The 12,419-nt window shown below is 68.2% G+C and carries 10 protein-coding genes; 6 read left to right on the forward strand and 4 right to left on the reverse strand.

What is annotated here, in order from left to right; genetic code table 11:
• The first annotated feature begins 6 nt into the window (after nucleotides 1-6).
• Both ABIC78_RS13395 and ABIC78_RS13400 read left to right on the forward strand, forming a co-directional pair.
• On the forward strand, nucleotides 7-2,115 hold the full coding sequence (locus tag ABIC78_RS13395) for a flagellar biosynthesis protein FlhA (RefSeq protein WP_168352485.1): 2,109 nt from the start codon (nucleotides 7-9) through the stop codon (nucleotides 2,113-2,115).
• A 54-nt stretch (nucleotides 2,116-2,169) separates the two neighbouring features.
• The gene (locus tag ABIC78_RS13400) at nucleotides 2,170-2,901 is read left to right on the forward strand and encodes a sigma-70 family RNA polymerase sigma factor (RefSeq protein WP_062787626.1); all 732 of its coding nucleotides are present in this window, start codon (nucleotides 2,170-2,172) and stop codon (nucleotides 2,899-2,901) included.
• A gap of 534 nt (nucleotides 2,902-3,435) precedes the next feature.
• Here the strand turns inward: ABIC78_RS13400 and ABIC78_RS13405 are convergent.
• Nucleotides 3,436-4,215, reverse strand: coding sequence for a L,D-transpeptidase family protein (locus ABIC78_RS13405; RefSeq protein ID WP_354490200.1), 780 nt, complete (start codon nucleotides 4,213-4,215; stop codon nucleotides 3,436-3,438).
• Nucleotides 4,216-4,407: 192 nt separating this feature from the next.
• Between ABIC78_RS13405 and ABIC78_RS13410 the strand changes: the two genes are divergently transcribed.
• Complete coding sequence (locus ABIC78_RS13410) at nucleotides 4,408-5,055, forward strand: retropepsin-like aspartic protease family protein (RefSeq protein ID WP_354490202.1); 648 nt, start codon at nucleotides 4,408-4,410, stop codon at nucleotides 5,053-5,055.
• On the opposite strand, the gene ABIC78_RS13415 is transcribed toward ABIC78_RS13410, so the two are convergent.
• Nucleotides 5,027-6,292 carry a DUF418 domain-containing protein gene (locus ABIC78_RS13415; protein ID WP_354490204.1) on the reverse strand — a complete coding sequence of 422 codons (1,266 nt, stop codon included), beginning with the start codon at nucleotides 6,290-6,292 and terminating at the stop codon, nucleotides 5,027-5,029. The two genes, ABIC78_RS13410 and ABIC78_RS13415, sit on opposite strands and share 29 nt — an antisense overlap.
• 45 nt (nucleotides 6,293-6,337) lie before the next feature.
• The gene (locus tag ABIC78_RS13420) at nucleotides 6,338-7,483 is read right to left on the reverse strand and encodes an SPOR domain-containing protein (protein WP_354490206.1); all 1,146 of its coding nucleotides are present in this window, start codon (nucleotides 7,481-7,483) and stop codon (nucleotides 6,338-6,340) included.
• A gap of 252 nt (nucleotides 7,484-7,735) precedes the next feature.
• On the opposite strand from ABIC78_RS13420, the gene ABIC78_RS13425 reads away from it, so the two are divergent.
• From ABIC78_RS13425 to ABIC78_RS13435, 3 genes are read left to right on the forward strand one after another with little or no spacing between them, the layout of a single operon-like run.
• On the forward strand, nucleotides 7,736-8,479 hold the full coding sequence (locus ABIC78_RS13425) for an AAA family ATPase (protein WP_062787618.1): 744 nt from the start codon (nucleotides 7,736-7,738) through the stop codon (nucleotides 8,477-8,479).
• 17 nt (nucleotides 8,480-8,496) lie between these two features.
• Nucleotides 8,497-9,027 (forward strand): hypothetical protein, encoded by a 531-nt coding sequence (locus tag ABIC78_RS13430; RefSeq protein ID WP_168352491.1) that lies wholly within the window; start codon nucleotides 8,497-8,499, stop codon nucleotides 9,025-9,027.
• Between the two features lie 20 nt (nucleotides 9,028-9,047).
• Nucleotides 9,048-10,502, forward strand: coding sequence for a tetratricopeptide repeat protein (locus ABIC78_RS13435; protein WP_354490208.1), 1,455 nt, complete (start codon nucleotides 9,048-9,050; stop codon nucleotides 10,500-10,502).
• A gap of 233 nt (nucleotides 10,503-10,735) precedes the next feature.
• Here the strand turns inward: ABIC78_RS13435 and ABIC78_RS13440 are convergent, their stop codons facing one another.
• Complete coding sequence (locus tag ABIC78_RS13440; RefSeq protein ID WP_354490210.1) at nucleotides 10,736-12,223, reverse strand: L,D-transpeptidase family protein; 1,488 nt, start codon at nucleotides 12,221-12,223, stop codon at nucleotides 10,736-10,738.
• Nucleotides 12,224-12,419 lie beyond the last annotated feature (196 nt).

Raw genomic sequence — 12,419 nt, forward strand, 5'->3', positions numbered from 1 at the left:
CCGATCATGTTTAAGCGTTTTGGCTCGCCCGGTGCCATGGCCCTTCCGGCCGGCATCCTCATGCTTATCGTGCTGATGATCGTGCCGCTCCCTTCGGTGCTGCTCGACGTGTTTTTCGTGGTCAACATCGCGCTGTCGGTGGCGATCCTGATGGCCGCGATGAATGCCGAAAAGCCCCTCGACTTCAGCTCGTTCCCCTCGGTCCTGCTGTTTGCCACGCTGCTGCGCCTGGCGCTCAACGTTGCGTCCACCCGCATCGTGCTGGTGCGCGGCCACGAGGGCGAGGCCGCCGCTGGCCACGTGATCGAGGCCTTCGGCGCGTTCCTGGTCGGCGGCAATTTCGCCGTTGGCCTGTTCGTGTTCATGATCCTGATGATCATCAACCTGGTGGTGGTGACCAAGGGCGCGGGCCGTGTGTCAGAAGTGTCGGCGCGCTTCACCCTCGATGCCTTGCCGGGCAAGCAGATGGCGATCGATGCCGATCTTGCCGCCGGGCTGATGAGCGCCGATGAAGCCAAGTCCCGCCGCCGCGAAGTGGCGACCGAGGCCGATTTCTATGGCGCGATGGACGGCGCCAGCAAGTTCGTCAAAGGCGATGCCATTGCCGCGCTGCTGATCCTGGGCGTCAATATCATTGCCGGCTTCTGCCTGGGGATGATCACCCACGGGTTGAGCGCTGGCGAGGCGGCGCAGCGCTATATCACCCTGGCGGTGGGCGATGCGCTCGTGGCGCAGGTGCCCTCGCTGCTGCTGTCGATCGCGGCGGCAGTGATTGTCACCCGCGTGGCCGATACGCGCGATCTGGCCGGCCAGATCGGCCACCAGTTCGCCAATCCCGCCACCTGGCTGCCGGTGGCGGTGATCCTGGGCGCGATCGGCGCCATTCCCGCCATGCCGCAATCGGTTTTCCTGCCCGCCGCGGCCGGGGCCGGCTGGCTGTGGTGGGCCCTGCGCCAGCGGGCCCGCCGCCCAGAACCCGTGCTCGAACCCGAAGCGCCGCCCAGCGATCCGGCGCGCATCACCCTGGAAGAAGTCAGCGACCACACGCTGGTCACTATCGAGCTGGGCTATGGCCTGGTCCACCTGGTGGACGAGCGGCGCGGTTCGCCGCTGGTCACCCGCATCACCGGCGTGCGCAAGCAGTTGAGCCAGGCCTTCGGCTTCGTCGTGCCGCAGTTCCGCGTGCGCGACAGCCTGGACCTTGGCCCCAACGATTATCGCATCATGCTGGGCGGGGTGCCGCTGGGCGGGGCCACCGTGCGCGCCGATCGCGTGCTGGCGATCGATGCCGGCGAGGCGCGCGGCGATCATGGCCTCATTGGCGAGGCGACGCGCGACCCCAGCTTTGGCTGCCCGGCGCTGTGGATCGAGAACCACTTGCGCGATCAGGCCATCGCCGAAGGCTTCCTCACGGTCGACGCCAGCACGGTGATTGCCACGCACCTCAACCAGTTGCTGGGTGAACGGCCACAACTACTGCTCGGCCCAGATGAAGTGCGCGCCATTCTCGACGCGGTGCGCGATCGCGCGCCTGGCCTTATCGAAACGCTGCATCCGCAGCCGCTCTCGCTTGCCGCGCTCACCCGCCTGTTCCACGCCCTGCTCGAAGACGGGGTGACCATCGCCCATCCCATGCCGATCCTGGCGGCGCTGAGCCAGGCCGTGCTGCAGACCACCGACCATGACAAGCTGGTCGATCTGCTGCGGGCCGAGCTGGGCGGGCTGATCGTCGCGCGGGTCTGTGGCCCCACCGAACGGCTGCCCGTGCTCACGCTGTCGGGTCAGCTTGAAGGGATGATCGTGGGCGGAATGCACGATCCGGTCACCGGCCAGCCGGTGATCGAGCCAGACCTGGCGCGCACTATCGGCGAACGGGTCAACGCCATTGTCACCCAGCGCGGCCCCGGCGCGATCGCACCCGCGCTGATCGTGCAGCCGCGCGCGCGACGGGCCTTGGCTGCGCTGATGCGGCAGCGGGCGCCGGGTTGCGTGGTGCTGTCGATCGCCGAACTGCCACCGACGCAGCCGATCGAGGTGGTGGCCGTGATCGGCGAGGAGACGCCGACCGGGCCGCCGCAGCTGCCGCCGCCGCTCCAGCCCGCCCTGGCGGCGTGATCGCGGCGCCCGCTCCTGCCTCTTCCTGGTCTTCAAAAAAGAAAACGAGACTCCATGAAACACGATCACCGCAGCTTTGCCGCCTCGCGTGCCTATCGTGACGATACCGCCGATCGCATTCGCCGGTTCCTGCCGATGGTGCGCCGCTTGGCCTGGCACGTGCACGGGTCCGGCCATTCCGGGGTGGATGTCGATGATCTGGTCCAGGCGGGCCTGGTGGCGCTGACCGAATGCGCGCAAAAGCATTCCGGCCCCACCGAAGATGGCTTTGCCGCCTATGCCAAGCTGCGGGTGCGCGGGGCGATGGTGGATCTGGTGCGGCGCACCATGCCGCTTTCGCGCACCTCGTCCGATCGGCGGCGCACCTTGCGCGAAAAGACCAACCAGCTGACCATGGAACTGGGCCGCATGCCCAGCGAGCCCGAACTGGCCCGCGCCCTGGGGCTGACCGACACCGAACTGGCCGACCTGCGCGCGGCGAGCGAGCCGGTACGGATAGAGGCGATCGACGATGCCTATTCCGACAGCGACAGCGCCTTTGCCGACGATCGCCCCGATGCCTTTGCCCAGCTGGCCGACAGCGAAAGCCGCCAACTGGTAGCCAAGGCCATCGCCGCACTGCCCGAGCGGTTGCAACTGGTGATCCAGCTCTATTTCGTGGAGGAACTGAACCTGGCGGAAATCGCCCAGGTGCTGGAAGTATCCGTCCCGCGCGTGCACCAGCTCAAGGCCCAGGCCCTGGACAAACTGCGCGCTGGCCTGGGCAGCGGGTTCGACGTGCTGTGATGTCCTCCCCGGCGGGGGGATCACCAGTGACGGTCATTCCACAAACGACCGTCCTATTCCTCGTCACCCCGGACTTGATCCGGGGTCCCGCTTCTTCTTCAGGCCTCACGCAGCGGCCAAGTCGCGGGCTGGTACCAAGATGATTTCACACGAAGCCACGAAGACACGAAGAAAGACGCTTTCATCCCTCCTTCGTGTCTTAGTGGCTTCGTGTGGATTTCATGAAAACGGAGCGGCCCGCGCTCCCTCCCACTTCGTCATTCCCGCTCAGGCGGGAATCCATCTCGCGGCGTCACCACTGGATTCCTGCCTGCGCGGGAATGACGATGGAATGGAATGCAAGTCGGTGGAAAGTTGCCGTTGCGCGGTGACGAGAGTCATAGCGCGCGTTATCAAGCTGGACCCCGGATCAAGTCCGGGGTGACGATAAGTTTTTACTCCATCTATATTTTTTCGTCACTCCGGACTTGATCCGGGGTCCAGCTGCTATGGTTGTGCTTAGCGCGAAAACGTCCGCAACCGAACCCACCGCGCCTACGCCCCAGGATTGATCGACCCGCCCAGGCCCAGGCGCTTGCCGTCGGTGATGATCACCTTGTCGCCCAGGCTCGCCACCTTGAACAGGCGCTTGGCGAATTCGTCGGGCACGCCCACGCAGCCGTTGGTGGCATAGCCCTTTTCCACCTTTGATCCGTGGATCGAGACGCCATCGTTGGTCAGGCGCAGCATCCAGGGCATCGGCGCGTCATAGAGGTTGGACACGTGCGTTGCGTCCTTCTGGGTGATCGGAAACACGCCGAGCGGGGTCGGCTTGTCGCCATAGCCCTTGAGGATCGCGGTGGCGCCGATCTCGTGCCCATCGCGGAACACGGAAAGCACGCGCGCGGTCAGGTCCACGGTGATCACCACCGGGCCGGCCTGGCTTTGGCTTTCATCCCAATAGAACTGGCCAAAGCGGATCGGCCCATCGATCTTGAGCACGGACTTGACCACGAAGGGCGTGTCGGCCGCCGGGGTCTGCGCGGCGGGCGCCGCCGCTGCCGGCGGGATAGCGGCTTGCGCGGCCGGGGCAGGGGCCGCCTCGGCCAGCGCGGTTGGCAGCGCCTGGGGCGCATCGTCATCCCCGCCAGCCAGGCTGCGGGCCAGATCCTGGCCCACGTGAAACACCAGGAGCATGGCAAGGCCGGTGGCACAGGCGCCCGCGCCCAGCACCGCCAGGCGGCGCCACGCGGCCTGGCGGCCTTGCCTCGTCTTCAACCCGTCTTTTCCGTTCGGCCACAGCGCCTTGCGCCACCATGCCGGCTTGCCAGCCATGCCAGATTTTCCTTTCACCCCGGATAATAGCGTTCACGCCGATCAAGGCCAGCGCGCCGGGCTGCCTGTCCCGCCCAGGGACAAGCCTTGGTTCTATCGTAAATCACCGTGGTTTCCCAAGCGTTACGGCACGGCGGCCGCGCGCATGCGTTTTCAGCTTGGGGCAAGGTTGGCCGTGGCAAAAGGCGGGTGATGATCGATCCCGGCCACATGCTTGGCGCCCTGCCGCCCTGGCTTATCAGCCCGCCGCCGCTGCTTGCCGCAGCGCTGGTGGCGATGGTGCTGGTCACCCTGGCGGGGCTGGGCGGCGGCGGCCTGGCGCGGCTCATGCGCTTTTTCGGCAATCTCGTGCTGCTGGGCGTGTTTGCCGTGGCATGCCTGCGCTTCGTTCACCTCGATCCCTCGTTCGCCCATTTCATGCCCAGCATCGGCCTGCCCGAGGCGCAGGTTTCCGGCGGCGAAGTGCGCGTGCCGCTGGCGGCTGACGGGCACTATTGGATCGAGGCGAACGTCAACGGCACGCGCACCCGCTTCATGGTCGATACCGGCGCCACGATCACCACGCTGTCGGCCGAAGGCGCCAGCGAGGCGGGCATTACGGCCGATCCCCTGCGCCTGCCGGTGGTGATGCACACTGCCAACGGCGATGTTGAGGCACAGACGGCGCGGGTGGAAACCCTCAAGTTCGGCTCGATCGTCGCGCGCGACATGGACGTGATCGTCAGCGAGACGACCGGCGGCCTCAACGTGCTGGGCATGAATTTCCTCAACCGCCTCAAAGGCTGGCGGGTGGAAGAAGGCGTGCTGATCCTTACCCCGCGCCATCCGCAGGCGGTGTAACGCCGGCAAAGGTCAGCCGCCGCCACAGCCGCTCCAGCGGCCCTTGGCCAAAGCGGGCCAGCCAGGCTTGCGGCCAGGCCAGCATGATCGCCCAGCCCAGGATCACGAACAGCGGCAGGCTGCCGCGCGGCACGGCATGGGCATTGCCCCAACCTAGCCCCGCGCCCCAGCCGCAGAACAGCGCGCTCATGATCAGGCTGGTGCCGAGGTAATTGGTAAAGGCGCAGCGCCCCGCCGCCGCCAGCGCCCGGCCAGGCGCCCGTCGCGCCAGCGCCGGCCAGGCCAGCAGCAGCGCCGCGGCATAGCCCAGCGTCATCGCCAGCCGGGGCAGGGCGGCCATGTCGGTGGTCACGGCAAAGGTCAGCTGCGCCGGCCAGCCGCTGCGATCGGCCCACAGCGCCAGCGCCACGCTGGCCGCGCCGCCCAGCACCACGCCGCCAAGGGCCAGGCCCAGCATCGCTGCACGCGGCCAGCGCGCGGTGAAAAAGCCGCTTTTGAACAAGGCCATGCCGATCAGCATCAGCGGAAAGGTCTCGCTGAAAGTGTTGAGCGTGGCGGTCAGCGGGAAGGCTGGCGTTACCAGGGTGCGCAAGCCCACGCTCTCGATCCAGCCGGCATGGAGCACGCGCGCGTCGGCCGCCAGCGATTGCGCCACGCGCGCGGCGATATCGGCCACGGCGGCGCGGTCTGCTGGGGTGCCGATCCCGGCCAGCACGCGCTGTTCCCCGGCAATCGCGGGCAGGGCGGCCAGCGCATCAAACGCATGGGCCAGGACCAGCACCGGCACGCCGATCGCCAGCAGCGGCAGCGGATCGAGCCGCCGCAGCGCCAGCGCCAGCATGCCGCACAGCGCATAGGCAAACAGGATATCGCCCCACCACAGCAGGGCATAGTGCAGATAGCCAAACACCAGCAGCCACAGCAGGCGGCGCACCTGCATGGTATCGGGCGACAACCCGCGCCGCTCCACGCTTTGCGCAAACAGCACCATGCTCGCCCCGAACAGCAGAGTGAACAGGCCGCGCATCTTGCCATCGAACAGCAGGTAGCTGATCACGAACCAAGTTAGCCCTGGTCCATCCAGCCGGGGTAGCGCAGGGCTGAGGCTGGCGAGTTGCGGCCCCCAAAACCCGGTAATGTTGATCGCCAGAATGCCCAGCACGGCGCAGCCGCGCAGGAAATCCAGTGCGGCGATGCGGGGTAGGGGCGCCAGGGGGGCTGGATCAGGCGTGGTCATGCCGCGCCCATGCACCGCGCGCGGCCTGCCGGAAAGATCAAACCGTCAGGGCTTCAACGTGATGCAATCCACGCCCGCGCCTTTCAGCGCGGCGCAGGCATGCGCGGCTTCGGCCTGGCTGGCAAAGCCCCCCGCCAGAACCCGCGTGATCTTGCCCTCGGCCAGGTCGATGCGCGGGTGCCCGGCCAGTTCGGCCCGGCCACGCACGCGCGCCCACAGGCCATCGGCATTGCTCTTTTGCGAAAAGGCTCCCAGCTGGATGCGCCAGGCGCCGGTGGCGGCAACGGTGGGCCGTGGCGCGCCAGCCGGCTTTGGTGCCGGCTTGGGCGGCGTGACCACTGCCGCCGGCTTGGGCCGGGGCGCAGGGGGGGCGGCAACCGCCGCGCGCGGCACTTCCACCGGATTTGCATAGCTGGCGCCGGCCATGACGCGGCCGGGCGCCGTCGTCATGGTGCCATCGCCGGTCTGCGCTGGCGGCAGGTCAACCGGGGTCAGCGCGGCGGGCGCGGCGCGGGCGGGCAGCGGCGTGGCAGTGGCGGCCGTTGCCGTGGGCGCGCTAACGCCCAGTTCGGCGGCGGCCAATTCGCGCGAGCGTTGGTCGCTGGTGCGGGTTTCCAGGTCACTCGCCAGCGATGCGCCCATCTGGCGCTGTTCCAGCGGGATCACCTGGTTCATCGTCTTGAGGCTTTCGATCGCCTGGGGCAGGCCCACGGCCGCCGCCCGCGTCATCAGGGCATAGGCGCGCACCCAGTCCTTGGGCTGGAAATCGCCGTTGAACGCCGCCACGCCCAGCACATACATCGCGCGCGGCTCGCCGCGATCGGCCGAGGCGGTGAGCCAGGGCAGCGCTTCGCTCTGCCGGCCGGTCTGGAACAGCAGGATGCCATAGTTGTCGGCGGCGCGGGCATGGCCTTGGCGCGCGGCCTTGTGGAACCAGTCTTCGGCCTTGGCCATGTCCTTGGGCATGCCGCGGCCCAGCTTGGCCGCCTGGCCCATGTTGAACTGCGCATCGGCATCGCCCTTGGCGGCCGGCCCCTGCCACTGCCGCACCGCCCCGGCATAATCCCCGCGCGACCAGGCGTTTACTCCGTCGCGCACATCGGCCTGGGCCAGCGTGGGAAACAGGGCGGCCACGGCAGCCAGCGTGGCCATGGCGCGAAGCGATGCGGTCTTGGGGCGCGGCGTGATCATGTTGAACGCGAATCTCTTGCCAGGGCAGGTCGTCTGCGGGGTTTCCCTCAGGCCTCTTGCGGGGAAAATGGTAAACAAGTTTTCCCCCGCCGTCATCGCCTCGATGCGCCCGCGCGCGCTTGCGTGGTATTTTGCCAACACCATGGCCGGGCGCTGCCCCAGGCCCCGGAAACACCGGGGGTGTTAACCAAAATTTCAGCGCAATCTGCGAATCCCTAGGGCCTGATCGCACGCCAGCCTCAGGGGGACACATTGCGCGTACTGGCCTTGGCTTCGCAAAAGGGGGGATCGGGCAAGACCACCTTGTCCGGCCACCTCGCCGTGCAGGCGCAACGCGCCGGTGCCGGGCCGGTCGTGCTGATCGATATCGATCCCCAGGGCAGTCTGGCCGATTGGTGGAACGAGCGGGAGGCTGATTTTCCCGCCTTTGCCCAGACCACCGTGGGTCGCTTGGCCCAGGATCTCCAGGTCTTGCGCCAGCAGGGTTTCAAGCTGGCCGTGATCGATACCCCGCCGGCGATCACCATGGCGATCCAGTCGGTGATCGCGCTGTCTGAACTCATCGTCGTGCCCACGCGCCCTTCGCCACACGATCTGCGCGCCGTGGGCGCCACGGTCGACCTGTGCGAGCGCGCGGGCAAGCCGTTGATCTTTGCCGTCAACGGCGCCACGCCCAAGGCGCGCATTACGGCCGAGGCGATCGTCGCGCTCTCGCAGCATGGCACCGTCGCGCCGATCACCCTGCACCATCGCACCGATTTTGCTGCCTCGATGATCGACGGGCGCACCGTGATGGAAGTTGATCCCACCGGCCGCTCTGCCGCCGAAGTGGCGCAGCTGTGGAGCTATATCTCCGAGCGCCTGGAAAAGAATTTCCGCCGCACCGTGTTTGCCGTGCCGCAGCAGAGCCAGCCCGGCATGGCCCCGGTGCGCGCGCTGGGCGGCGCTGCGCCGCGTCCGGTCGGCACCTTCGGGCGCCGCGTGGCCGGCTCGTGAGCGAGGGAGACGCAACCATGGGCACGCCTGAAACCAAGCCATTTGCCTCGCTCACCGGATCGCTGCTGGCGCGCAAGGGCGCCGCACGTCCGGCGATGCGCAGCCATGTCTCGCTCGATTGGGCCGGCATCGAACCGGAAGCGGTCGTCGTGCCTGACGCTGAGCCGCTCGCCACCGCGCTGCCATTGGCCGAAGTCATCGCCCTGGAAGAGGCCGGCGAGGATGACAGCCGCCCCGAAGTGCTGCGCCAGATCGCACAGCTTTCGGCGGTGCTTGACCGCAAGGTGGCGGCCAACCGCCGCGCCGCGCTCGATGTGGAACAATTGCCCGGCAAGAAGGTCGCCTTCACGCTGCGGCTCGATCCGCGCCGCCATGCCCTGCTGCGCGCCTGCTGCACGGCCGAGCGGCGCAGTGCCCAGGCGCTGTTGATCGAGGCGCTTGATCGCCTGGTCGATGCCACGCCCGGCCTTGAAGACGTGCTGGCCCAGTTGCCTCAATCCGAACCCTTGCCCTCCACGCGCGCCGCCCCGTTGCGGCGGCCGCGCTGATCCTTTTGCGGGAAACGCCCATGATGTCCCATCGCATGATCCTCTCGCTCGCCACCACGGCCCTTGCCGCCGGCCTGGTCGCCGGCTGTGCCCAGGGCTCGGTCCATCCGGGGCAGTCCGCCGCACGCGCGCAATCGGCGCTGACCGGGGGGGAAGCGGTCAAGGCCGTGGCCCTGGCCGAGCAGGCGGTGCTGGCCGATCCGCGCAACCCGGGCTATCGCATGCTGCTGGGCAGCGCCTATCTGCGCGCTGGCCGCTTCGTGGCGGCGCGCCAGGCCTATGACGATGCGATGGAACTGGGCCAGGATGATGGCAAGGTCGCGCTCAGCCTGGCACTGACCGACATTGCGCTGGGCCATCCCGATGTCGCGGTCGATACGCTGGGCACCCACCGCCAGCAGATTCCAGTGGCCGATTACGGCCTGGCCCTGGCGCTGGCCGGCCATGCCGATCAGGCGGTGGAGGTGCTGACCGGCGCGGTGCGCGGCGGCGATGATACGCCCAAGACCCGCCAGAACCTGGCCTATGCCATGGCCATGGCCGGCCACTGGCGCGAGGCGCGTGACATGGCCGCCCAGGACGTGCCCGCCGACCAGCTCACCGCACGCATGGCGCAGTGGGCCCAGCTCAACGATCCGGGCAACATGCGCCTGCGCGTGGCCGGCGTGCTCGGCGTGCCCGGCCAGATCGAAGACGAAGGCCAGCCCACCGCGCTGGCGCTGGCCAATTTCCCCGCTGCCGGTGCCGGACAGGCCGTGGCGCAAGCCGCCCAGGCCGCCACGGCACAGGCGGCGATCGGCACCACGCCGGCCAGCCCGCCCGCCGCGACACAGGCTCCCGTGCTCGCCAGCTTTGCCGCGCAGGAACTGCCGGCGGTCGACAATGGCGCGGCCCAGCCCCAGGTCGCCGATGCCAGCGCCGCGCCCACGGCGGAAAAGCTCGCCGCGATCGATATGCCGCCGTCGTCCGCGTCGGGCGCTCCCTCGGCCGTTGCCAGCGCCAACGTGCCGGCCTGGGCCATTGCCCCGCGTCCCGGCACCGCCCACGCTGCTGCCCCGGTCATCACCGGCAAGCTGCGCCCGGCCGATCGCGCCGATCGTGCGCCTGCCCTGATGGCCAAGGCGGCCCAGGCCCGCGTGGCCACGCTCGCCGCGCGCACGCCGGCCGTGCCGGCTGGCACCCACCTGGTGCAGCTGGGCGCCTTTTCCACGCAGGAAGGCGCGCACCGCGCCTGGCGCCATTACCTGGCGATCAATCCCGCGCTCAAGGGCTATCGCCCGGTGATTACCGCCGCAGTCGTCAACGGCAAGCAGTTCTGGCGCACCCAGGCCGCCGGCTTTGCCAGCGCCAGCCCGGCGCGCTCGCTGTGCGGCTCGGTCAAGGCCAAGGGCGGCGTGTGCATCGTGCTGGCCAATCCGGTGCCCAACCAGCCCGGCATGGCGCCTACTATCCGCTTTGCCAGCAACCGCCGCTGATCCCAGCGCACCTCACACACGCAAAACGGCGGCGAATCAGCAATGATTCGCCGCCGTTTTGTTTTGTACCGTCTGGCCCGCTCAGTGCTTAGGGTGTGTGGGGATTCAGGTCAGGGTGGAGCGAGAATGGCTGATTTTCGCGACCCGGAGCGCAGCGTACTTTTGGTACGTGAGCACCGGAAGCGCGAAAAGCGGCCGTTCGCAGCCCGCCATGGCCTGAATACCCGCACACCCTAGAGCGGGTTGTCCAGCTTGATCACGGCTTCGTTGCTCTTGCGCTGCGTGGTGTGCAGCTGGCGCGGCTGGGCAAAGCTGGCGAGCACGGCTGGATCGCGGCCATAGATGTCCTTGAAGCTGCGCATCACGCCGTTCACATCGCGCGCCACGGTGAAATAGGTGATGTAGACCGGGAACGGCTTGGTCATCGGCACCTTGGTGTACTTGCCCGACAGGTTGTATTCCACCGCGGTTTCCTTGGGCAGGTCGGCGCCCAGGATCGCCATGGTCATGGCCAGCTCGGTGGCGCGCTCGGCGCGGATGCAGCCGTGCGACAGCGCGCGGTTTTCCTGGGCGAACAGGTTCCGGTTGGGCGTGTCGTGGATATAGATGGCAAACTCGTTGGGCATGTCGAGCTTGACGCGGCCCAGCGAATTGTTCTCGCCCGGCTGCTGCACCACCTGGATCGTGCCGTCAGATAGCTGCTTGACGGCATAGTTCATGCGCTTGGCCTTGGCCGGGTGGGCCAGCAGATCGGCGCCCAGGCCTTCGCCCTTCACGATCGACTGCGGCACCGTCCAGGTGGGGTTGAACACCACGTTCTCCACCATTTCCGCCAGCTGCGGCGTCGCGGTCCTGCCGGGCTTGCCCACGATGGCGCGATAGGTGGTGATGATCTGGTTGTTCACCGTCAGCCGCAGCATCTGCTCGGGAACGTTGATCATCAGGTATTGCAGGCCCAGGTCATGGGCCAGCCAGCGCCAGCGGTCCATGTTGGCGCGCACCAGGGCCAGCTTGGCCGGCTCCTTGGTGGTCTGCAACAGCTGCCGCAGCAGGGCGTAATCGGGGTGCGTGGGCAGCAGCGCGCGCAGCGTGCCCTTCACGTCATGCGTTTCGGTGGCCTGGGCCAGCAGCGCCGAATTGGGGTGCAGGTCCTGGTCGGGGTCCACCGCAAACCACTGCTCGCGTGCGGTCATCGGCGTGCGCCCGTCGCGCAGGTCTTCGGCCAGCCACACGAACAGCTTGCTGGCCAGCTGGTTGAGATCGTCGCCTTCCCCCTTGGTGATCGCGGCGGCGAGCGCAGCAGGCTGGTAATCGCGGGCAAACAGGCCTTCGCTGCCGATGCCGCGAATGGCCGAAAGCAGGTCCTTGGCATCCTGCAGCGTCCACACCGCCACTGGCGGCGGCGCTTCCACCTCGGGCAGGGCAGGGGGCGGCGCGGGCAAGGCCACGGCCGCGCCGGGCGCGGGCGGGACGGCCGGGCTGGCAGCGGGGGCCGGGGGCAGCTTGGCGGGCGGTGCCTTGGCCGGTGGGGGCGCCGGCTGCTGCGCCTCCGCGGTCAGGTCCACCGGGCCCTTGCTGTCCTGCGTGCGGGCAAGGGCCGGCGTGGCCAGCAGGGGCGTAACAACCAGCGACGTGGCAACCAGGGGCGCCATGGCCAGCGTCGTCGCGCCGAAAAGACGCGCACGGTTGCGGCGCTGCGGCCAGGTCTTGCGGGGGGTCATCGGTTCGAAATTCCCTGTTGCCATTCGGTTGCACGCACGTGGTGCACGGTTCATCTACTGCCCCATGCCCCACCGCCAATCAAGCAGCGAGGCTTTCGCCAAGCTGAATCAGGCATGCACATGGCTGCTTTTCCTTCCAAACGATAAACACGGTTCATCGTTTCCGCCAACCGCATTGGCGCGATGATAGCCAATC

Origin of the sequence: Novosphingobium sp. 1529 (genome assembly GCF_040544855.1) — a bacterium.
Lineage (GTDB): Bacteria > Pseudomonadota > Alphaproteobacteria > Sphingomonadales > Sphingomonadaceae > Novosphingobium > Novosphingobium capsulatum.

Excerpts from the sequence above, each read along its gene's own strand:
- ABIC78_RS13400 (WP_062787626.1), top strand. The coding sequence starts at position 2,170 with ATGAAACACGATCACCGCAGCTTTGCCGCCTCGCGTGCCTATCGTGAC.
- ABIC78_RS13405 (WP_354490200.1), bottom strand. The coding sequence starts at position 4,215 with ATGGCTGGCAAGCCGGCATGGTGGCGCAAGGCGCTGTGGCCGAACGGA.
- ABIC78_RS13415 (WP_354490204.1), bottom strand. The coding sequence starts at position 6,292 with ATGACCACGCCTGATCCAGCCCCCCTGGCGCCCCTACCCCGCATCGCC.
- ABIC78_RS13435 (WP_354490208.1), top strand. The coding sequence starts at position 9,048 with ATGATGTCCCATCGCATGATCCTCTCGCTCGCCACCACGGCCCTTGCC.
- ABIC78_RS13440 (WP_354490210.1), bottom strand. The coding sequence starts at position 12,223 with ATGACCCCCCGCAAGACCTGGCCGCAGCGCCGCAACCGTGCGCGTCTT.
- ABIC78_RS13410 (WP_354490202.1), top strand. The coding sequence starts at position 4,408 with ATGATCGATCCCGGCCACATGCTTGGCGCCCTGCCGCCCTGGCTTATC.
- ABIC78_RS13395 (WP_168352485.1), top strand. The coding sequence starts at position 7 with ATGTTTAAGCGTTTTGGCTCGCCCGGTGCCATGGCCCTTCCGGCCGGC.
- ABIC78_RS13420 (WP_354490206.1), bottom strand. The coding sequence starts at position 7,483 with ATGATCACGCCGCGCCCCAAGACCGCATCGCTTCGCGCCATGGCCACG.
- ABIC78_RS13430 (WP_168352491.1), top strand. The coding sequence starts at position 8,497 with ATGGGCACGCCTGAAACCAAGCCATTTGCCTCGCTCACCGGATCGCTG.